General features: G+C 64.3%; 18 protein-coding genes and 1 pseudogene. 17 read left to right on the top strand and 2 right to left on the bottom strand.

Annotated elements, in window-relative coordinates; genetic code table 11:
• The first annotated feature begins 32 nt into the window (after positions 1-32).
• The 6 genes from NM2_RS36135 to NM2_RS36110 all read left to right on the top strand — a co-directional run bounded on the left by NM2_RS36135 (position 33) and on the right by NM2_RS36110 (position 8,090).
• Positions 33-1,211, top strand: a complete 1,179-nt coding sequence (locus NM2_RS36135; protein ID WP_067678744.1) for an amidohydrolase family protein — start codon at positions 33-35, stop codon at positions 1,209-1,211.
• A 3-nt stretch (positions 1,212-1,214) separates the two neighbouring features.
• Positions 1,215-2,021, top strand: coding sequence for an SDR family oxidoreductase (locus tag NM2_RS36130; RefSeq protein ID WP_067678741.1), 807 nt, complete (start codon positions 1,215-1,217; stop codon positions 2,019-2,021).
• A complete protein-coding gene (locus tag NM2_RS36125; protein ID WP_067678738.1) occupies positions 2,018-3,457 on the top strand; it encodes an aldehyde dehydrogenase family protein in 1,440 nt (479 codons plus the stop codon). The genes NM2_RS36130 and NM2_RS36125 overlap by 4 nt, the downstream gene beginning before the upstream one ends.
• A 17-nt stretch (positions 3,458-3,474) precedes the next feature.
• Positions 3,475-4,641, top strand: coding sequence for an acyl-CoA dehydrogenase family protein (locus NM2_RS36120; RefSeq protein ID WP_067678735.1), 1,167 nt, complete (start codon positions 3,475-3,477; stop codon positions 4,639-4,641).
• Between the two features lie 103 nt (positions 4,642-4,744).
• Positions 4,745-6,343, top strand: coding sequence for a GMC family oxidoreductase (locus NM2_RS36115; protein WP_067678732.1), 1,599 nt, complete (start codon positions 4,745-4,747; stop codon positions 6,341-6,343).
• A gap of 82 nt (positions 6,344-6,425) precedes the next feature.
• On the top strand, positions 6,426-8,090 hold the full coding sequence (locus NM2_RS36110) for an AMP-binding protein (RefSeq protein WP_245718370.1): 1,665 nt from the start codon (positions 6,426-6,428) through the stop codon (positions 8,088-8,090).
• 828 nt (positions 8,091-8,918) lie between these two features.
• Here NM2_RS36110 and NM2_RS36105 read toward each other — a convergent pair.
• Both NM2_RS36105 and NM2_RS36100 read right to left on the bottom strand, forming a co-directional pair.
• Positions 8,919-10,172 carry an NAD(P)/FAD-dependent oxidoreductase gene (locus NM2_RS36105; RefSeq protein ID WP_067678729.1) on the bottom strand — a complete coding sequence of 418 codons (1,254 nt, stop codon included), beginning with the start codon at positions 10,170-10,172 and terminating at the stop codon, positions 8,919-8,921.
• On the bottom strand, positions 10,172-10,486 hold the full coding sequence (locus NM2_RS36100; protein ID WP_306305376.1) for a 2Fe-2S iron-sulfur cluster-binding protein: 315 nt from the start codon (positions 10,484-10,486) through the stop codon (positions 10,172-10,174). Before NM2_RS36100 ends, NM2_RS36105 begins: the two co-directional genes overlap by 1 nt.
• A gap of 384 nt (positions 10,487-10,870) precedes the next feature.
• Between NM2_RS36100 and NM2_RS36095 the strand changes: the two genes are divergently transcribed.
• The 11 genes and pseudogenes from NM2_RS36095 to NM2_RS36045 form a co-directional block, all read left to right on the top strand.
• Positions 10,871-12,115, top strand: a complete 1,245-nt coding sequence (locus NM2_RS36095) for a cytochrome P450 (protein WP_067678726.1) — start codon at positions 10,871-10,873, stop codon at positions 12,113-12,115.
• A 51-nt stretch (positions 12,116-12,166) separates the two neighbouring features.
• A complete protein-coding gene (locus NM2_RS36090) occupies positions 12,167-13,060 on the top strand; it encodes an SDR family NAD(P)-dependent oxidoreductase (protein WP_040819968.1) in 894 nt (297 codons plus the stop codon).
• Positions 13,060-14,226: a thiolase family protein gene (locus NM2_RS36085; RefSeq protein WP_067678723.1), complete on the top strand. Its 1,167-nt coding sequence runs from the start codon at positions 13,060-13,062 to the stop codon at positions 14,224-14,226. Before NM2_RS36090 ends, NM2_RS36085 begins: the two co-directional genes overlap by 1 nt.
• Positions 14,223-14,645, top strand: a complete 423-nt coding sequence (locus NM2_RS36080; RefSeq protein ID WP_040819974.1) for a Zn-ribbon domain-containing OB-fold protein — start codon at positions 14,223-14,225, stop codon at positions 14,643-14,645. Before NM2_RS36085 ends, NM2_RS36080 begins: the two co-directional genes overlap by 4 nt.
• 1 nt (position 14,646) lies before the next feature.
• Positions 14,647-15,093 (top strand): FAS1-like dehydratase domain-containing protein, encoded by a 447-nt coding sequence (locus NM2_RS36075; RefSeq protein WP_067678720.1) that lies wholly within the window; start codon positions 14,647-14,649, stop codon positions 15,091-15,093.
• Entirely contained in the window at positions 15,090-15,515 is a 426-nt protein-coding gene (locus NM2_RS36070; RefSeq protein WP_040819979.1) for a MaoC family dehydratase, read from the top strand. Before NM2_RS36075 ends, NM2_RS36070 begins: the two co-directional genes overlap by 4 nt.
• Before the next feature lie 27 nt (positions 15,516-15,542).
• Positions 15,543-15,995: a nuclear transport factor 2 family protein gene (locus NM2_RS36065; protein WP_040819982.1), complete on the top strand. Its 453-nt coding sequence runs from the start codon at positions 15,543-15,545 to the stop codon at positions 15,993-15,995.
• Complete coding sequence (locus NM2_RS36060) at positions 15,992-17,254, top strand: acetyl-CoA hydrolase/transferase family protein (RefSeq protein WP_067678717.1); 1,263 nt, start codon at positions 15,992-15,994, stop codon at positions 17,252-17,254. The genes NM2_RS36065 and NM2_RS36060 overlap by 4 nt, the downstream gene beginning before the upstream one ends.
• Positions 17,251-17,745: a MaoC family dehydratase gene (locus tag NM2_RS36055; protein WP_040819985.1), complete on the top strand. Its 495-nt coding sequence runs from the start codon at positions 17,251-17,253 to the stop codon at positions 17,743-17,745. Before NM2_RS36060 ends, NM2_RS36055 begins: the two co-directional genes overlap by 4 nt.
• Positions 17,746-17,876: 131 nt before the next feature.
• On the top strand, positions 17,877-19,229 hold the full coding sequence (locus NM2_RS36050; RefSeq protein WP_067678714.1) for an NlpC/P60 family protein: 1,353 nt from the start codon (positions 17,877-17,879) through the stop codon (positions 19,227-19,229).
• Between the two features lie 1,253 nt (positions 19,230-20,482).
• Positions 20,483-21,188: pseudogene (locus NM2_RS36045) on the top strand (hypothetical protein); the annotation flags it as partial.

Below are 21,188 nucleotides of genomic sequence, written 5' to 3'. Positions count from 1 at the left end.
GGCTTGGGGTCATCGCAACATCGGGAGCATCCATGAGCAACACTGAACTACCGGCACTGGACGTCGACCAGCACTACTACGAGCCGATCGACGCATTCACCAGGCATTGCCCCAAGGATTGGGCCGCACGCACGGTCCAGATCGCCAAGATCGGGAATCGAACTCGGCACATCATCGCCGACAAGGTGGACTACTCGGTCACCAACCCGACCTTCGACCCGATCGTGAAGCCGGGAGCCATGGCGGACTACTTCCGCGGCAATCCCGAGAAGAAGCATCTGCAGGAAATTCTGTCTGATCGCGAGCCGATTCCGGCCCACTACCGCGACCGGGACGCGCGGCTCGCCAAACTGGACGAGCAGGAGCTGAACTCGATCTGGCTGCTCCCGTCGCTCGGGATGGGTTTCGAGGAGCGGCTCCAATACGATCCGCCGGCGGCCGGTCAGGCGTTCAAGGCGTTCAATCGCTGGTTGCTCGAGGATTGGGGATACAACTACCGCGACCGGATCTTCGGTTCGCCGTATCTGGCCTTCGGTGATATCGAGACGGCGGTCGCCGAGGTCGAGCACGGCCTGGCCCACGACGCTCGCATCTTCGTCGTGCGTGCGCAGGCGGTATACACCGACGGCGGCTGGCGATCGCCGGGAGATCCGATATTCGACCCGATTTGGGCTCGTGTCCAGGAGGCGGGCGCCACGGTTGTCGTACACGTCGGAGAGGTTGGCGGTTCAGGGCTGGACAAGTACACCGATTATCACGGAAACATCATCGGCGATATCGCCTCGCCGTTGCAGATCGCTGTGGGCCATGAGCGCGCAATTGCGAATTACCTCGCCGCCGTCACATGCGACCGGCTGTTCGAGCGTTTCCCGAGTCTGCGTATCGCCTCGGTCGAGAACGGTGCGGAGTTCCTGCCGCTGCTCGTTTCCGGCCTCAACCGTGCCGGATTCCAGCGGCCGGGGTATTTCGCCTCCGATCCGGTCGAGCAGTTCAGAGAACATGTGTGGGTCGCACCGTTCTGGGAGGACAATCTGACGGAGGTCGTGCACCACATGGGCGCGGACCACGTACTCTTCGGTTCCGACTACCCGCACCCCGAAGGGCTCGCCGAACCCCGGCAGTACGAAAAGGTCGCCACCGAGCTGAAAGATCCAGTCGCCGAGCGCAAGGTCATGTGGGACAACGCGGCCAAACTCACGAAGCTGATCTAGCCGATGGAACCAGCAGGCAAGGTCATAGTCGTCACCGGCGGCGCCGCAGGCATGGGAGAGGCCATGTGCGGGCGGTTCGCCGCCGCCGGTGCCTCGGTTGTCGTATCCGATATCGATGCGGCCGGTGCCGAGCGAGTCGCCGATGGGATCGGTGGACTGGCGATCGCCGCCGATGTGTCCGACGAGCGGGCCGTCGCCGAGTTGGTGGAACTAACGCTGCGGCAACTCGGCCGGATCGATGTATTCGTCTCCAACGCCGGAGTTCTCTGGGGCGAGCCCCACGACGGCGTGACCCCGCTGCACGAGCGCGGAAACCCCTGGGCCTCCAATGAGGCGTGGCAGCGAGTGTGGGACGTCAATGTCATGCCCCAGGTATATGCCGCGCGCGCTGTCCTGCCGCACATGCTCGAGCGTGGATCGGGCTATCTGATCCAGAACGCCTCCGCCGCGGGCCTGCTGACGGCGCTCGGCAATGCGCCGTACGCCACGAGCAAGCACGCGGTGCTCGGGCTCACCGAGTGGTTGTCGATCCACTACGGCGACCGTGGCATTCGTGTGTCGTGCATCGTCGCCGAAGGCGTTCGCACGGCCATGCTGCGCGGCGCGCAAGGCGAATGGTTCGCGGTGGCCGGCGCGATCGAGCCGGAGCAGGCCGCTGACTGTGTGATCGACGGAATGAGCAAGGAAGAATTCCTCATTCTGCCTCATCCTGCTGTCGAGAAGTACTTCCGCGGCAAAGCCGCCGACTACGACCAATGGATATCCAAAATGCGACGACTGCATGCCAAGACCCCGGGGCTGAAATCATGACCGATCACGATCGTGAAGAGATCTTCATAGACGGAAGCTGGCGGCGTTCGGAGGGTGGCCTCCTCGATGTCCACTCGGCCATTACCGGTGAGGTGATCGGGCGAATCGTTGACGGCACCGCAAACGATGTTCACCAGGCGGTTGCGGCCGCGCGAGCGGCGTTCCCGGCATGGTCTCAGACGCCGCTCGAGGTCAGGCTGGGTCTCTTGTCGCAGCTGGCGAAGAAGCTCGACGAGCGAGCAGCGGAACTCACTCGGCTGATTTCGACCGAGGTCGGCACCCCGCTGCGGATCTCCACCGCGGTCCAGGTTGGACTTCCGCGACAGGTGCTGCGGAGTTACGGCGATCTGATGGATACCTTCGTGCTCGAGGAACAGATCGGCGATTCGCTGGTATTGCGTGAGCCGATCGGCGTCGTCGCCGCCATCACCGCGTGGAACTATCCGCTTCAACAGGTCCTGGGCAAGGTCGGTGCGGCGTTGGTGACGGGGTGCACAGTGGTGCTGAAACCCTCGGAGATCGCACCGCTGAGCGCGTTCGTCGTCGCCGACATGATCGACGAAATCGGTTTCCCGCCAGGCGTGTTCAACTTGGTCTCGGGTACCGGCCGGGTGGTGGGGGAGGAGCTGGTCGCCCATCCGGACATCGACATGGTGACCTTCACGGGTTCGACGGGAGCGGGTCGGCGGATCGGCGAGGTCGCGGCGCGGACCGTGAAACGGGTGGCACTGGAACTCGGAGGCAAGTCCGCCAACGTCATTCTCGACGATGCCGATCTCGAGCGGGCCGTCAAGGTAGGGGTGGCCAACTGCTTCACCAATACCGGGCAGACCTGCACGGCGCTGACCAGGATGCTGGTCCCGCGTGCCAGTCTCGCCGAGGTGGAGGAGCTCGTTCGCGCGCGGCTTGGTAAATACACGGTGGGCGATCCGCTGGATCCGGAGACGAGTATGGGGCCGCTGGCCTCGGCCGCGCAGCGTGACAACGTGCACCGCTACGTCCGGATCGGAATCGAGGAGGGCGCGCGCCTGATCTACGGCGGGACCGACGAGCTGCCGGAGGGCCTGCCTTCGGGCTATTTCGTCAGGCCCGCCGCGTTTTCCGATGTCCGACGAGACATGCGGATCGCCCGCGAGGAGATCTTCGGCCCCGTGCTCGCGATCCTCCCGTACGACAGCGAGGACGAGGCCGTCGACATCGCGAATTCCAGCGAATACGGTCTGGCCGGTGCCGTGTGGTCGCAGGACCGCGACCATGCCATGCGGGTCGCCCGGCGGCTTCGCACCGGCGCGGTCGATATCAACGGCTCATTCTTCAATATGCTCGCGCCTTTCGGGGGATACAAGCAATCGGGTAACGGCCGGGAACTGGGGCACCATGGTCTGGCGGAATTCTATGAATTGAAATCCGTGCAGCAGGCTCCGGCGACGGCGTGATCGGAAGGTAGCTACCGGTGGATTTCTCCAATGATGCGGATCTCGACCTGATTCGAGACGGTGTGCGTGCTGTCTGCGCAAAGTTCGACGACGAGTACTGGGCCGGGCTGGATTCTCGCCATGAATTTCCGTGGGAATTCTATAAGGCGCTCGCAGACGGTGGCTGGATCGGAATCGCGATACCGGAGGAGTACGGCGGTAGCGGTCGTGGCCTGCTCGAGGCGTCGGTCATCCTGAACGAGGTGGCGGCATCCGGTGCCGCGATGAACGGTTGCAGTGCCATCCATCTGTCGATCTTCGGTATGCATCCCCTGGTCCTGCACGGATCCGAGGAGATCAAGCAGCGTTATCTTCCGAAGGTCGCCGCCGGTGAACTGCACGTGGCGTTCGGAGTGACGGAGCCGGATGCGGGCACCGAAACCCTGGCGATCAAGACGAGGGCGGTCAGAGACGGCGATTCGTATATCGTGCGCGGGCGAAAGGTCTGGACCTCGAAGGCGCAGGATGCGGATAGGGTACTTCTTCTGGTCCGTACTACCCCCGTCGAGGAATGCGCTCGTCGCACCGATGGATTGAGCCTGCTGATGGCGAATTTGCGTGACCCCGCAGTCACCATCACCCCGATCGCCAAGGCGGGCCGGAATGCCGTCGCTTCGTGCGAGACCGTATACGACGACCTTGTCGTCTCCGCCGGCGATCTGGTCGGGGAAGAGGGCAAGGGGTTCTATTACCTGCTCGACGGGCTCAATGCGGAACGGATCCTGATCGCCTCGGAGGCTATCGGGACGGGCAAGGCCGCGCTGCGGCGCGCTGTCGCGTACGCGAAGGAAAGAGTCGTCTACGGCCGGCCGATCGGGTCGAATCAGGGCATCGCATTTCCGCTCGCGGAGGCGCACGCGAAGCTCGAAGCGGCCGAACTGATCACCCATCGGGCGGGGTGGATGCTGGACCGCCAATTACGGTGCGGCGCCGAGGCGAATATGGCCAAGTATCTGGGTGCCGAGGCCGGTTTCCAGGCGGCCGACATCGCGATGCAGACGCATGGCGGGTTCGGGTACGCCGAGGAATACCACGTCGCGCGCTACTGGCGTGAGGCGCGTCTGATGAAGATCGCACCCCTGCCGCAGGAGCTGTTGCTCGCCTACATCGGACACCATGTGCTCGGTCTGCCGAAGAGCTACTGATCGAAGAATCTGACTCAATTTAGATGCTGATTCTGCACAGAATCTACTCAAATTTTGGTAGTGTGCGCCAGGTCACATTGCCATCGGGCGCGAAGGAACGTACGTGAATAACGAGGTATTCGACTTTGTAGTTGTCGGAGGTGGTTCGTCGGGCGCGATCGTGGCCGCACGGCTCGCGGAAGGGGGCGGGCACGTGCTGCTGCTGGAAGCGGGGGGGAGCGATCGACGGATCGACGTGCGGATTCCAGCGGCTGTCGCCGTCGCGTACCAGAAGGTGAACTGGAAATACCCGGCCGAGCCCGATCCCACTCGTACCGGCCGCCCGGAAGCGTGGATGGCGGGCAAGGTGATGGGCGGCGGCGGATCGATCAACTCCTGCGTCTTCGTTCGCGGCAATCGTGCGGACTACGATGGCTGGGCCAAAGAGGGCTGTACCGGCTGGGACTACGAGTCCGTGCTCCCGTCCTTCAAGCGCATGGAGTCGTGGGAGGGCGGCGAGAGCGACCTTCGCGGCGGTTCCGGGCCCATTTCGGTCAATACTCAGAGCAACCACGGCGAGGCCAACTCGGCCTACCTGCAAGCGTGCCTGGAGGCCGGCTACGCGCGTAACCACGACTACAACGGCGCAACTCAGGACGGCGTCGGTTTCGCACAGGTCAACCACCGGCGCGGGACGCGCTCGCAAGCATCGCGGGAATACCTGCGCCGGGTTGTGCTCCAGGGCGAAATAACCGTGCGGACCGATTGCTACGTGCATCGGGTACTCACCGAGGGCGGCGCCGCTGTCGGTGTTCGTTATCGGCACAAGGGCGGCGAGTCCGAAGCGCGGGTCCGGGAAGAGGTGGTGATCAGCGCCGGCGCCATCGGATCACCACGGCTGCTTCAGCTTTCCGGCATCGGACCGCGCGCGGTACTGGACAGCGTGGGCGTGGAGGTCGTGCATCATCTGCCGGGCGTCGGGGAGAATCTGCACGAGCACCCCTATCTCATGCAGCGGTGGCGGTCCACGATCCCGACCATCAACAAGATGCGGGCCGGAACCATTGTCAAAGCCCTCACGGACTATGTCAGGAACGGCAGCGGCCTGCTGGCGATGACGATGGTTCAGGTTCAGTGCATGGGACGGACCGAGCCCGGTCTGGATTCACCGGATTTGCAACTGCAGTTCGTTCCCTTCGCGATCACGCGCGCGGTGGACAAGAACGGTATGTTCAACGTTCAGCCGGCCAAGGAAGAGGGCTTTCTGTCGGCATCGACATTTCTCAGGCCGCGTGCGCGCGGCACGATCACACTCCAAGATTCCGCGCCTGACTCCACGCCCCGCATCTCGTACCAGTTCCTCGCGAACCAGGACGACGTTCGGGACTGCCTGCGTGGGGTCCGCGAAGTGCACCGCGTCATGTCCCAGCCAGCGATGACCGCCATCACCAACGGGCAGCTGCAACCCGAAGCAGACTGCCGGACCGATGCGGACTGGGAACGCTACGTCCGGCAGACGGTAACCCCGTCGTATCACCCGGTCGGCACATGCAAGATGGGTGTCGATGATCTCGCGGTGGTGGATCCCGAACTGCGAGTACACGGCATTCGAAACCTGCGCGTCGCTGATGCCAGCATCATGCCGAAAATTACCACCGGAAATACCAATGCACCATCCATGATGATCGGTGAGCGCGCCGCGGAACTGATACTCGGCGCTTGATCTCAGAACTAACGGTAGGTCAGCGATGACATCTTCAATCAATACCAGCCTCGAACAAATCAATCGTGAGAACGACCCTGTCGTGTCTTCTCCTGATCTGCTGCAGACGGATGCCACAAAGGGGATCGTCATGGAACTAGGCAAGAACCGATCGAACCGAATTGTCGGTGATTGGCTGCGGGAAGAAGCGGCGCTCGACCCGGACCGGAAATTCGTCCAATGTGCGAGCGACTGGGTGACGCTGGCCGAGCTCGATCGGCGTTCGGATCGGGTCGCCGCCGGTCTGCAATCGCTTGGCGTCGAGAAGGGAGACCGCGTTGCGGTCAACCTTTCCAATCGGATCGAATACATCGTCCTGATCTACGCGATAGCGAAGACCGGCGCGATTCAGGTGCCGCTCAACACCTACCTGCGAGGCGAGTTCCTGCGGCACCAGCTGATTCAGACGACGCCGAAGATCTATATCGGCGACAGCGCCGCGCTGGACATGCTTTCCCCCGTGTCGGCGGGTCTGCCCGTGCAGCCCCAGCCCGTTCTGGTCGGAGACGACCCCGCCGCGGGCACCCGGCCTTCCGTGCTGGATTACGCAGAGCTGGAGGCGAATTCGGCGCAGGTCATCGCGCCGGAGATCACACCTGCTGATACGTGCGCGATCATCTACACCTCGGGAACGACCGGCCCGTCCAAGGGCTGCGCGATCACACACGGCTACTACTGCAACCTGATCAATGTATTCGTCGACTACGGCTGGTACGAGCAGGGTGATGTGATATTCGGCGCCAATCCGCTGTTCCACTTCAGCGGTCAGACATGGCTGGTGGCAGCGGCGTTGGCTGTTCGCGGGTCCGTGATCGTGGAACCGGCGTTCAGTGCCAGCCGGTATATGGCGCGGATTCGTGAGACCGGCGCGACCGCGGCCCTGGGTATGGGCGCGATGGGCATGGCGATCCTTGCCCAGCCGCCGTCGGACGAGGACCGCACCCACAAGCTGCGGCATATCACCTTCATGCCGTCGACGGCGGAGTTCACCGAGCAGTTCGCGGAGAGGTTCGGGATCGAGCCGTTCGCGGAGGTGTTCGGCCAGTCCGAGTGCTGGCCCGCGCTACTGGGGGACCCGCGGGGCGAGCGCCGGCCCGGGAGCATGGGCAAGATGACTCCGGGCCTGCGGGTGAAGATCGTCGACGATAACGACATCGAGGTCCCCATCGGTATGTCCGGCGAAATCGTCGTTCGCCCCGACGAGCCATTCCGGCTGTTCTCCGGTTATTGGAACAATGATCGGGGCACCGTGGAGACATTCCGCAATCTGTGGCATCACACCGGCGACAAGGCGCGAGTCGACGAAGAAGGCTACTTCTGGTTCTCCGACCGAAAGAAGGATTCCCTGCGGCGCCGTGGCGAGAACGTCTCCTCGGTGGAACTCGAGCAGGCCATCATCGCCCATCCGTCCATCGCGCAGGCAGCCGTGCACGCAGTGCCATCCGAGCTGAGTGAGGACGACATCAAGGTCTGTCTCGTCCTGGCCCCGCAATGCAAGATCGAGCTGCCCGAGTTGTTCGAGTTTTTCCGTAAATCGGTGCCGTACTACGCGATTCCTCGCTACGTCGAGTTCCTCGATGCCTTGCCGGCGAATGTGAACGGTCGAGTGCAGAAGTTCAAGCTCCGTGAGCGCGGCATCACCGAGACCACATTCGACTTCGAGAAACTGGGTCACGTCGTCGCCCGTGCGGATCGCCGGGCGAGCTGACTCCCGCTACGGCAATTTCGTGATTGCCACATGGGCTCAGGGAGATGAACGGTGTAATCGATATCTCCGGGAGTGTCGTTTCTCAACGCAGTGGATAGCGACGCAACTCGTTGAGGAGAAGGTAATTGATCGCGATCGGGACTGCTCATCTGGAGTCGGCGTCTGCGTTGACGCTCCTCGGAGATCGAGCAGTCCCTGCGGTGTGGAACCGGCCCAGTGTGTTGAACGAGTTCGGCGTTCGCAGGCTGGCCGGCCACCCGGGTCGCAGATCCTCTTCGTATCTCGGCTGCTGGCGGTGAAGCCGTCAGGTCAGGAGCCGCTGTGAGTTTTCGAGTTCTTCGCAAGACCCAGCACGTGCCGCACCCAGGTGTATGCAGAGATCAACGTCCGCATCAGGCAAGGCGTCGAGGCCGTGGCAGTCGGCGGTCCCGCCGATAGCTTTCGTTCATCATCACCCGCTGAACCCGCACCCCGGCTCCATCCAGGACGTGGTGAACCGGGCTGCCCAGCACGGCAGAATCGGTGCGTCCACTCTCCCGGATTGGATGTCGGTTCTTTCACCGAGCGACTGCGATCGCCGATGGCCCGGCTGTGGTGTGCGGCATCGTTATGGCCTTGCCGACCACATGCCGAAGCGGTCTAATTCAGCATCCCCACAGGTACCGCAATCGTCCCCGACATCGCTTCCGCGGATTTCGGCGAGCATCCTTGCGGCCATGTGGCCGGCACCGCCGGGACCCGGGTCAAGGAGATTCATTCACCTGTGCGACACCGGTCCTGCCGGTGCCGGTTCAGGGGTCGACTTCGACAAGCCGCGCAGCGGGGCTGTCAGTGTGATGTGGCCGCCGTGGCGAGGCTCGAGAGGTGCATACGCAGATCGAGCTCTGTGTCGGCGGCCTGTTCGGCAGAAAGGCAATCACCGATTGCGAGCAGCTTCCGGGACGCCATATGATCGCCCGGGCGATTGAGCGACTCGACGCTCTGAAGTCGTCCGTCATCGAAGCAGAAGATCGAAAAACGTCCTGACTCGGGGTCGCCGCGAAAGACGAATTCGCTGGTCGCGGTGGTGAGCCCGGCAATCTGGAGCTTCATGTCGGACTGGTCGCTCCAGAACCAGGGCACACTGCGATAGGGCTCGGGACGCCCGACGATCCGAGCCGCCAGAGCACGCGGCTGCGCAGTCGCATTATGGACGGATTCCAATCGGATGCTGCGGCCGCCGGCGAAGGAGTTGGGGCACGATGCGCAGTCGCCGACGGCGGAGATTCGGGGGTCCGCGGTCCGCAGATACTGGTCGACCACGATGCCGTTCGCGACCGGTAGTCCCGCCGCTTCGGCGAGTTCGGTATTCGGCAAGGCACCGACGCCGATCAGCACCACGTCGGCAGGAAATTCCCGGCCGTCGGCCGTGGCCACCGCCGTGACTCGTCCGCTGGTTCCAGCGATGCGCTCGACGGTGGCTCCGAGTTCGATCTGCATGCCGCGCGCTCGGTGCGTATCGAGAAGGAAGCTTGCCATCGGGGGCGACAACACTCGTCCCATCAACCGGTCGGCGACCTCGATCACGACGGTATGCAGCCCGAGTGCGACCGCCGTCGCGGCGACTTCCAGCCCGATGAATCCTCCGCCGATCACGACGACGTTGTGGGCGCGGCCCAGCCGCTCGCGCAGATCGTCGGCCTCGGCGAGCGTCCGCAGGCCGACCACGCCGTCCAGATCGGCGCCGTCCAGAGGCAGTGTGCGGTTGCGGGCACCGAGCGCGAGCACGAGATGGTCGTAGTCCAGGGTGGTGCCTGAGACAAGTTCGACTCGACCGGCGGTGCGCTCGATCGCGCACACTCGGTCGGGGATACGCCGCTCGATCTCGTGGTGGTCGTAGAAAGTCGCGGGGTGCAGCCAGAGCGTGTCCCGCGCGGCTTTCCCGGTGATGTGACCCTTCGACAGCGGTGGGCGCTGATACGGCAGATGAGGTTCGTCGCCGACGAGCACGATGTTCCCGTCGAAACCGAACTCGCGGAGCGATGCCGCGGTCTGGGTGCCGGCCTGGCCGGCGCCGGCGACGATGACAGTGGGCCGCGCCATCAGTACTGCTCCGGCACGACGCGCACGACGAGGCCGTCGAGCTCTGGGCCGAGGACGAGCTGGCAGCTGAGGCGGCTTCCGGGCAGCCGTGGGGAAGCCGTGTAGCCGAGCATCTCGTCCTCGTCCGCGCTGGGCGCATCGAGACGCTGGATGTCGTTGTCGTCGACATAGACATGGCAGGTGGCGCAGGCCAGCGTGCCGCCGCACTCGGCGACGATCTCGCTGACGTCGTTCGCCAATGCTGCTTGCATTACCGTGGTTCCGTCGGGGACCTCGACGATCACGTCGTCCCCGTCGGGACGTACGTAGGTCACTTTAGCCACTATTGATCTCCCTCCAGTTACCGATTCATCGGCGCACACCACGCCTCCGACGCGACGAACAACCTGCTGGTAGCGTCGAGCGGTCCGTCGGTTTAGTCTAAATCAAAACCGAATCATTTGCACACGATCGGTCTGTGGATCCCTCTCATAGCCTGCGGTTCGAGGCGCTCGATGCGTATGGGACCTGGCGATATTGTTGGTCTGGCCGGGCTCTTGACAGTGGTTCAGGTCACGCGTACAAACAGTACTGTACCTAAAACAGCACAGAATTTTCCTCTAATGAGGCACCGGATTGGCTCTCCGTGCGTACGGAACCCGCAGACGTACGGCGGACCGCGGTCACACATCGGCAAAACATGAAACAGGAGCTGCATCATGAACCAGCCCGCCCCCACGGCAGTGGGCGACAACACCCCGGATGCGGCGTCAGAGGCGGCGAACTTCAGTCCGTTGGACCCGGAGTTGGCGGCCGACTTCTGGCCCCGCGTCAATGAACTCCGCGAAAAATGCCCCGCCGGTTGGAGCACTCGGCCCTGGAGCGCGGACGCCGAGGGCTTCTGGGTGCTGAACAAGCACTCCGATGTGCAGGGGGCCGCCGCGAACTGGGGTTTGTACAGCAGCGCTGACGGTGCGTCTCCTGTGCAATTCGATCTCGACATATTGCGGATGGTCCCGCTCGAGACGGACCCGCCGCTGCACCGAGACATTCGCAAGGTACTCAACCCGTTCTTCACTCCCGAGGCGATGGAATCCGCGGAGCCTCGTATCGAGGAGATCGTGGACGGGCTCATCGGGCGGTGCGCGGATGCGAGTCCGGTCGATTTCGTCGCGGAGTTCACCTCGCAACTCCCGCCGATCGTCTTCTTCGAGACGTTCCTGGATCAGAAGGCGTCGGAAATCGGCTGGGTGCTGGAAGTTCTGGACACCCTGCTGACCAAGCCCGACCAGGTGATGGAGGCCGCTCCGCGGCTGCTGATGTTCTGCGCGAATCTGCTCGAGTCGCGTCGTGCCGAAGGCCGCAAGGACGACCTCCCTGGCGTGATCGCGCACATGGGGACAGGTGAGTCGGAGGATGGGCTGGAGCTCGACGAGCGGGCGAGGGTCGAGACCCTCAACCTGACAGTGATGGCGGGCATGGAAACCACGATGGGTGGACTTGCCAGCATTGCCCGGATTCTCGGCACGGACAACACGCTGCGAGAGAGCCTGCGCGGCATCGACGGCAGAACACTCGACAAGTACGTCGACGAGTTCCTCCGCTTCGAGAGTCCGGTCCCGACCGCGGGACGTACTCTCACCGCGGATACCGAAGTCCGGGGCTGCCCCATGAAAGCGGGCGATCGCATCCTGCTCAACTGGGCCGCGGCCAACCGCGACCCCGAAAAGTTCCCGGATCCCGACTCACTCAATTTCGAACGCCAGAACGGCGCGTCGCATGTCGCATTCGGTGCCGGCATCCACCGTTGCCTGGGCAACCATCTGGCTCGTCGCGAGATCCGGGCCGCGATCCGGGCCATCAGCGAGTTGAGCGTGTTCGAACTCGAGCCGGGATTCGCGGTCCAGTACCGCCCGTCCTTCGCCAGGGGCCCGATCAGCCTGCCGATCCGGATCGCCCGCTGACGCCGTCCGGACGACGTCTACCCAGCCCACGCAAGAGAAGAGGAACTGCACATGGGAACCCTTGACGGACGGGTCGCGATCGTGACCGGAGCGGGTCGCGGCATCGGCGGCTCGGTCGCGAAGTTGTTTGCGGCAGAAGGCGCGACGGTTGTCGTCAATGACATCGGCGCATCGCTGAGTGGGCTGGAGTCCGAGGGTAGCCCCGCCGATGGACTCGTTCGCGAGATCGAGGCGGCGGGTGGCACGGCAGTGACCAATGGGGCCGACATCTCCGATCACGAGGCGGCTCGTGATCTGGTGGAATCGACGATCGAGCGGTTCGGCAAGCTCGACATTCTCGTCAATGTCGCAGGTATCCTCCGTGACCGCATGATCTTCAACATGTCGGAGGAGGAGTGGGACGCCGTCATCAGGGTTCACCTCAAGGGGCACTTCAACACGATCCGGCCCGCGGCTGCGCATTGGCGCAAAGTCGGTGATCCGAATGCGCAGAACCGGATCATCAATTACACCTCACGCGCGGGCCTGCACGGAGCCCCCGGGCAGCCCAACTACTCCGCGGCCAAGATGGGCATCGTCGGTCTGACCTATTCCTGCGCGGTAGCGCTGAAGCGCTATGGCGTAACGGCGAATGCGATCTCGCCGGCGGCGGCCACGCGGATGACCGCCACCTTCAAGGATGCCTCCGCATACAGCGAAGGGGCCGACGAGCTCTCCCCCGACAACATCGCTCCGATCGCGGCATATCTGGCGTCGGAACAGTCCGGGTGGTGCAACGGCCACGTGATCCATGCGCGTGGATACGAGGTGTCGCTGTACAGCGATCCGCAGCCGCTGGTGACGCTTCGTTCCGATGGCCCCTGGGACCTGCGCCTGATGGCCAAGGAAGTCGAGGCGGCCTTCCGCCCCTCGACCGACGCCGCCCCGCCGAACCCGTTCGTCTGATGTCGATCAAGGGAAGGGCCTACATCGCCGGGGCCTACGAGCATCCCGGCCGGAATCTGCCCGACACATCGATTCCACAGATCCACGCGGAGGTGGCCATCGGCGCGCTGGCCGACGCCGGATTGAGCCTGGGCGACGTAGACGCCTACTACTGCGGTGCCGACGCGCCGGGGCTGGGTGGCTTGGCGATGGCCGACTATCTCGGTCTGAGCCTGCGGCACATGGACAGCTCCGACATGGGCGGCTCCGTCTATATGTCGCACGTCGGTCATGCGGCCGCGGCGATTGCCGCGGGCAAGTGCCGGGTGGCGTTGATAACCCTGGGCGGCAGGCCGCGGACCACCTCGTTGCGTGCGCCCGGTCAGCTGATGGGTGAGCCACCCGAGAAGTCGTTCGAACCGATATTCGGCACCAACGTGAGCGCGCTGTACGCCCTGGCCGCTCAGCGCCACATGTACGAGTACGGCACCACGAGCGAACAGCTGGCCGAGATCAAGGTGGCCGCGTCCGTCCATGCGCAGCACAACGAGAACGCGATGCTGCGCAAGGTAGTCACGGTCGACGAGGTGGTGAACTCGCCCATGGTCAGTTCACCGCTGCATCGGCTCGATTGTTGTCTGGTCACCGATGGCGGGGGCGCGCTCGTCGTCGTGGCGCCGGATGTGGCAGAGGATCTCGACCGTCAGTGTGTGAAGGTCCTCGGGCACGGCGAGGCCGTGGAACACACTCGCGCCGGCTGGCAGAACATCACGGTCACAGGGGGAGTGCGCTCCGGCGCCGACGCATACGACGAAGCGGGCGTTCGTCCGGCCGACATCGACTATGTCGGTCTCTACGACTCGTTCACGATCACCGTCCTGCTGGCACTGGAGGACCTCGGATTCTGCAAGAAGGGCGACGGCGGCAAGTTTGTCTTGGACGGCGCTCTGCAGTCGCCGCACGGCCGGCTTCCGTTCAACACCGACGGTGGTTCGCTGTGCAACAACCATCCTGCCAATCGGGGTGGAATGACCAAGATCATCGAGGCCGTCCGGCAGCTGCGCGGCGAAGCGCATCCGGCGGTTCAGGTGCAGGACTGTGCATTGGCCCTCGCGCACGGCACCGGCGGCTGGCTGTCGACCCGTATGGGAAACGCGACAGTGATTCTCGGCAGGGAGGACGCATGACATCGCCCGAACTTCCGGCGCCGCCGCCCGATATCCAGCCGGAGACGGCGAGCTTCTGGGCGGCGACGCTCGACGGCACGTTGCTCTTGCAGCGGTGCTCGCGGTGTGGGCGCGCGGGTTATTACCCCCGTTTCGTGTGTGCGAACTGCCACAGCACCGATCTCGTCGACTTCGAGGCGTCGGGCCGCGGAACCATCTACAGCTACACGGTCACCACTCGCGGGATCCTCGACTATGCCAGCGCGGGCTCGTATGTGCTGGCCATGGTCGCTCTCGACGAAGGTCCGAAGATGATCACCAATATCGTGGAGTGCGATCCGGACGAGCTGGCGATCGGCCAACCGGTCGAGGTGATCTTCGCCGACACCGGTGCCGGGGCAGCGTTGCCCCGGTTCCGTCCGGTCGCCCAGGAGGCCTGAGATGGCCGATCACGTGTTCCCCGTGGAAGCCGGGCACGTTCTGGCTTTCGCCCGCGCGGTCGGCGACGCCGATCTGGCAGCCGAGATCCCCGCGCAGGGGACCGTGGTCCCCGCGACCTTCGTCGCAGCCTCGATTCAATTCGATCCGACGCACATGCGTGGGATGAAACCGGCTGGCGCGCTGTCTGATTCGAATACGAGCGGCGGCAGCGTGCTGCACGCCGAGCAACATTTCGAGTATTTCGCACCCGTGCGTGTCGGCGATCTGCTCACCGTCCACGAATCCGACGGCCGACGCTGGCGAAAACAGAGTCGGCGAGCAGGCGCGCTGGTATTCCGGGAGATCGTGAAGGAGTACCGCAGCAGCTCGGACGAGCTGGTGCTGCGCTCACGAATGGTCTTGGTGGATACAGAGTTCGCCGTTTCGGATGAGCCGGTTTCGTCGTGACGAGTGACGTATCGGTCAGGCCCGGGGAGTTCACTGTCGGCAGCTCCCGGCGCCGGGTCGTGTGCCGCGAGATCAGTCGCACTCAGATTGTGCAGTACGCGGGCGCCGCAGGTGATTACAGCCCGTTGCACACCGACGAGCCACACGCGGTGCGCGCCGGCTACCGAGGTGTCATGGCGCACGGAATGATGGTGATGGCAGCCACCGAGCGGCTTCTTGCCGATTGGCTGGGACGAGATCGGCTGGCGCACTACGGGGTTCGCTTCGTCAGCCCGGTCTGGCCGGGCGACAGCCTCGAGGCCGTCGCCACGGTCCGCGCCGTTCGCGACGACGCGGACGGCCGATACGTCGAACTAGAGGTCGTCACGACCAATCAGGACGGTGTCGCCGTACTGGCGGGCAGCGCGAGCGCCCGCATCTGACACTTCCCGCCGAATCGGGCGGAAATCATGGGAGATCTGGAGGACAACGTGGTCGAACATCCCAATGCCCTGGTTGTTCGCCGCCTGATGGCGGCATTGTCGGAGCAGAATCGGGCGGAGATCGAGGCGGTCCTGGCCGACGAATGCGTGTGGCGAGTTCCAGGTGCGAACGCGCTGTCGGGCGTGTACGAGGGGCGACGGTCGATTCTCACCCTGTTCGGCAAGATGAAGCGAATCTTCACAGGTCCGGCGAAATTCGAGGTCATCGACATCACGGCCAGCGATGACTACGCGGCCGCTTACCAATACGGCATAGTCGAGGTCGCCGACCGGACCGTGCGGCTGCGAGAGTGCCTGGTCTACCGGGTTGTCGACGGCCGCGTCACCGAGGTCGACGAATTCCAGGCAGATATGGAAGCCTTCGACGACGCGTTTTCGGCGGAGTCGGTGGCGGCTGCGCAGGCGGGCAAGACAGAATGAGCGTGATCGTCGAGCACACGGATGCGGCATCGGCTCTTGCTCTCGTGGGCGACGGTGCGCATATCGTCGCGGCGCCGGGATGCGGTGCGCCGACCACACTGCTGCGCGCGGTCAACAAGCAGGCCCCCGGACGTGGTTGGACGCTCGGCTCGGGAATGCTGCTGGGGGACTATCCCTTTCTCGATGTCGTGCGCAGCGGTGATCTGCGCTATCGGACATGGCATGTCATGGCGCCCGTGCGCGAGCTCGTCGCCGACGGTGTCGTGGGATATGTGCCGATTCGCGCGTCGCGCGTCACGGGCCTGCTGGCCGCTCACGGTGTCGGCGCGGCCCTCGTCCGGGTCACCCCGCCGGATCGCCACGGCTACTGCTCGCTCGGCCCCTCGGCGGGCTACGGGCTCGACGCGTTGCGGCTCGCCGGTGTGCGGATCGGCGAGGTCGATCCGGATCTTCCCCGGACGCACGGCGGAACCACGGTTCACCGGTCAGTGTTCGACGCGCTCGTCGAGACCGAAGATCCGACACCGCGTTACGAGTCGGCGAAACCCGACGCGATCAGCAAGCAAATCGCCGCGCACATCCTCGGCCTCCTGCCGCGAGATCCGACGCTGCAGATCGGCATCGGGTCGATTCCCGAGGCCGTCGTGAGCTCCCTCGCCACCGCGGATGTGGGACGCGTGCGGTTCGCGGGAATGGCCACCGACGAGATGGTCGACCTGTTCGAGCGCGGGATCATCGCCCCGGAGGTGGACGAGTCACCGATCATGTCGCCCGAACTGATGGGTACCGAACGGCTGATGCGGTTCGCGGACGGCAACCCCGCGGTGAGCGTGTATCCCTCCTCGCGAGCCCACGATGCGGCGTTGCTGGGCCGCATCGAGCGTTTCGTCTCGATCAACACCGCCATCGAGGTCGATCTGTCCGGTCAAGTCAACAGCGAGATGATTCGCGGACGGCAGGTGTCCGGGGTCGGCGGCAGCCTCGATTTCGTCGATGCGGCGAGCCGGTCGCTCGGTGGATTGCGCGTGATCGCACTGCCCGCCGCGACCGCGAACGGCGTTCATCCCAAGATCGTGGGCGCGATAGGCGCAGGCGACACCGTCACGATGCCGCGGTCGATGGTCGACGCGGTCGTCACTGAATACGGCGTTGCCGTACTCGAGGGGTTGACGACCATTGAGCGATCCGAGGCCCTCATCGCGATCTCACATCCACAGCACCGCGCAGCGCTGACCGAATATGCAGGGGCACAACGATGACCGTTCATCAAAGACGCGGAAAGTATCTCGACGAGTTGATCGTCGGCGACGTCTACCTGCACCGTCCCGGCCGGACGGTGACCGAGGCGGACAACCTGCTGTTCACCACATTGACGATGAACACCCAGAGCCTGCACCTCGATTCGGCCTTCGCCGAGACGCAGGAGTTCGGTCAACGGCTGGTGAACAGCTTGTTCACGATGTCCACCGTCGTTGGCTTGAGCGTCGCCGACCTCACCGAGGGAACCACGGTCGGAAATCTCGGATTCTCCGAGATCAGCTTTCCCGCACCGGTTTTCATAGGCGATACCCTGACCGCCGAGACGGAGATCGCCGCCACGCGCCGGTCGGCGTCTCGTCCGGGACAGGGCATCGTGACGTTCGAGCATCGCGGCCACAACCAGCGCGGGCAGCTGGTGTGCACGGCGCGGCGGGCGGCACTGGTCCTCGCGGCGCCCCTTGGCGAGCAGACCCCGGCGAGCTCCGGTTAACGGGGGATATCGACGCCTCCGCGGATGACGAAAGTCGCTGTCCCGCAAGATGTTTTCCCCGGAGACCGCTTCCGGCAGCGTAATGCCGTTTCGGAGCAACGAAGCAACGAATAGAGAAGGGTAAGAGCGCGATGTCGGATCCGATTTCCGTGATCGCCACGATCGTGGCATCCACCACCAGTGTGGTCGACAACTCCGGGCTTGGGCACGATGCCAAGACATGGGCACACGCTGCGGTCCGATCCGGCGGTGATACGGCTGAATCGCTCGCTGTACAGCTCGGCAACGCGGTGGTACAACTGCCGGAACCGGCCCAGCAGGCCGCACGACAGAGTATCGCCGCCGCCTCCGATCGAATCGCGTCGCTGGCTCCGTCGAATGTTGTTATACCACAGGCGAATACCGCGACATCGCCGACCGGACCTCGGCCCGGCATCGGTGATACTCGAGTTCCGTCGCAGCAGGGGTCTGCTCAGGCCGATCGGTCATCATCGTCCGGCGACACCCAGTATGCGGCCGGTCTGGAAGATTTCGCCTTCGTCCCTGTGAGTCCGGCGGCGATAGCGCCGCCGTTGACGGCCGGCGGGGAGGTCGCCACGTTCGTTCCGTGGCTCGAGAAGGCCGGCCGCCTCTGTCCCGGCATCAAGGCACCCACGCTTGCCGCGCTCTACGCCGCCGAGAACGGATTCCGTTACGGTCCCACCGCCCCGGTGTCACCCGCCGGAGCCCTCGGCCCCGGCCAGTTCATGCCCACCACGTGGGCGGTCTACGGCAAAGATGTCCACGGCACCGGCATCCCCGACGTCTTCGACGTCGGGGATTCGGTGATCGCCTCCGGTCACCTGCTCTGCGATACCTATCAGCAGATCCAGCAGTGGAAGCTGAGTGGGCTGGTCACCGGCGATACTCTCGATCTCACGATCGCGGCATACAACGCCGGCGCCGGAGCTGTCCTGCGATCGGGCGGAATGCCTTCCGGCAGTCCAGATTACGAATACCAAACCAAGCCCTACGTCGCTCGCATCCGAGCCACCGAAGGACAGTACGACTGGTTGCTTTCGGCAGAGGACGAGTTGCTGCCCGCTGCGCAGAATCTGCCGCTCGGTGAAGATATCGGCCGCCGGATCATCGAGCAGGCATTGAGATATCTCGGTCTTCCCTACGTGTGGGGCGGCGGCAGCAGCGCTGGCCCCTCCATGGGAGGATTCGACTGCTCCGGGCTCACCTCTTTCGCCGTGCACGCGGCCACCGGCGGCGCCATGACGTTGCCGCGAACATCGCAAGCCCAATGGCATATCGGGACCGAGATCCCGCTCTCGGCGGCTGCTCCCGGTGACCTGCTGTTCGGCAACTGGGGTCAGGATGGCCCCGGACACGTCGCCATCTATCTCGGTAACGGCCGGATGATCCAGGCGCCCACCACCGGCGACGTGGTCCGGATCAGCCCGATCATGAGCGGCATGCGCGTCCGCCGCGTAATCTAGCACGGCAGTTGTATTTCGTTGTTTTGCAGTCGGGTTGATCATGCGATAGCTTGTCGGCTCGTGCTGGGTGATGTTGCCGCAGAGGATGTTTCGGCGTGGCGTGCGAGTTTCGATGAGGTCTTCGCGCGGGTGGCGGGGGTGTTCTATCGTGCGGAGCCGCGACGGTGGGTGCGGGCGTATCTGACGGGGACGACTGGTGGCCCAGTTGTTCCACCCTGGAGTGGCACGACGGCAGAGTCGGTACCGAGTTATCGCCATCGGGCCTGTGTCGGTCGTTGGTCGCAGGTTCGTGCCCCTGGCGGGGCACGATAAAGATGGGGCCGACGCTCAACAGCGGTTTTCCGGGGGACGCTGACGATAGCGGCGTTCGGCTACCCGAAGTCGGATTGATCCCTATCTACCGCACTCTGGAAACGGGTTGTCGGGCATACATGATCGTCGCTGTTGCGTGTACCCGACGTCAGGGGCGGCATCCGGTGGCAGCTCCGCGCGGCGGCCGCATCGGCTTGACGCCACCGCGCCGACAACACCTCTCTAGCTACCAAATTTGGGTATATTGGTCGCCCATCGCATGAACCCGCCGCGAAAGATTGTCACCGGTCAGTGGCATGATCCGGTGCTAGCGGACACGTGATAACCCGATGTCCGTTGACATCCGGCGACATGGAGTCCCGAACTCCCTTCTGCCTCATCGGGTCAGCGATCTCGCAGAAGTCTTCAAAGACGCTCAGAAACAAACCCTGCACCGAAACCTGTTGTTGACAACCTGTTAGGGCGTATCGACTTCCGCCCTCGAACCGTGTCTGTTCCCGCAACCACACGCGGTGGCCCCACGAGCAGTGGTCCCAAATACCTGGACACGCAGCGTATTTCGAATCTGTGATGGTTGTATGACCACGGTCCGCTCGGCTGATCCTCGCGGTCGCCGACACCGCGCACTGCGCCGGCGACATCCGACAGCTTGTCGTTCCGTTGCAGTCCGCGCGAACGAGCTGTCCGCTGTCCCGGACTCGTTCAGCAACCCCCAGTCGCGATCGACACGCGCCCCGGTGGCCGCGCCGCGCCGCGGCGGGTTCGGGGCCGGAGTGCTGTCCGGTCCGGATCGAATCCAGCCCTCGGCGAGGCCGGCCTTGTTCACTGCCCACTTCCGGGCGTGCACACCGACCATCGCCCATCCCCTCCGGCACCAATACGCCCACAGGTGGCCGACTCGGCCCTTGGGAAGCCGACCCGGTACGCAGAAAGACCACACGATGATCAAGTTCCTCAGAAAAAGGTCCCGGCTCGATCCCGTGGAGGACCAGCACCCAGACCTTGCCGGACTGCGCCGTTGGGCACGCGAACAGGTTGTCTACCAGCATGATCCGGCGATCACGGCCGCGTGGTCTCCCGGCGAGGTCGCCGCGACACGCACTCTTGCCGAGCGGATCCGGGCCAGCGAGCGGCACCGTGAATGGAAACGCGCCCGGGCCGCCGCCGAGGCCGAGGACCTCGCCTTGCGCACCCAGCGCGCGATCGACAAGGCCGACACCGCCGACTATCTGACCGCCCGCAGAGCTTTGGCGACCCAGCGCCGGATGACCTCTGCCCACGCGCGGCTGGCCTCGCTGTATCGGCACCGCCTGTGGTCGCTGGTCACACTCAGCGGTGTCGTCATCGCTGGCATGCTCTGGAGCGCCACGAACGTGCAGCACAACATCGCCCCCGGCGGCGTCGCCGATCCGCTGTACTGGTTCAGCTACCTGGTCGAGCTGATGATCTCCGCGTGCTTGGTCGTGATCATGGTGGGAACGAACAAGGTCAGCGAGTACGGGATCACCGACGACCGGCGCATGGTCGCCGCCGCCGAGGTGGCCCTGCTCGGGTTGACGATCGCCCTCAACACCTACCCGTACTGGCATCAGGGATTCACCATGGCCGGTACGGGAGTGCACGCGGTCCCGCCGGTCATGATCGGCG

This window comes from Nocardia miyunensis NBRC 108239 (assembly GCF_001613065.1).
Classification (GTDB): domain Bacteria; phylum Actinomycetota; class Actinomycetes; order Mycobacteriales; family Mycobacteriaceae; genus Nocardia; species Nocardia miyunensis.
The sequence above is the reverse complement of the archived record's forward strand: the minus strand, read 5'-3'. Positions and strand labels throughout refer to the sequence as shown.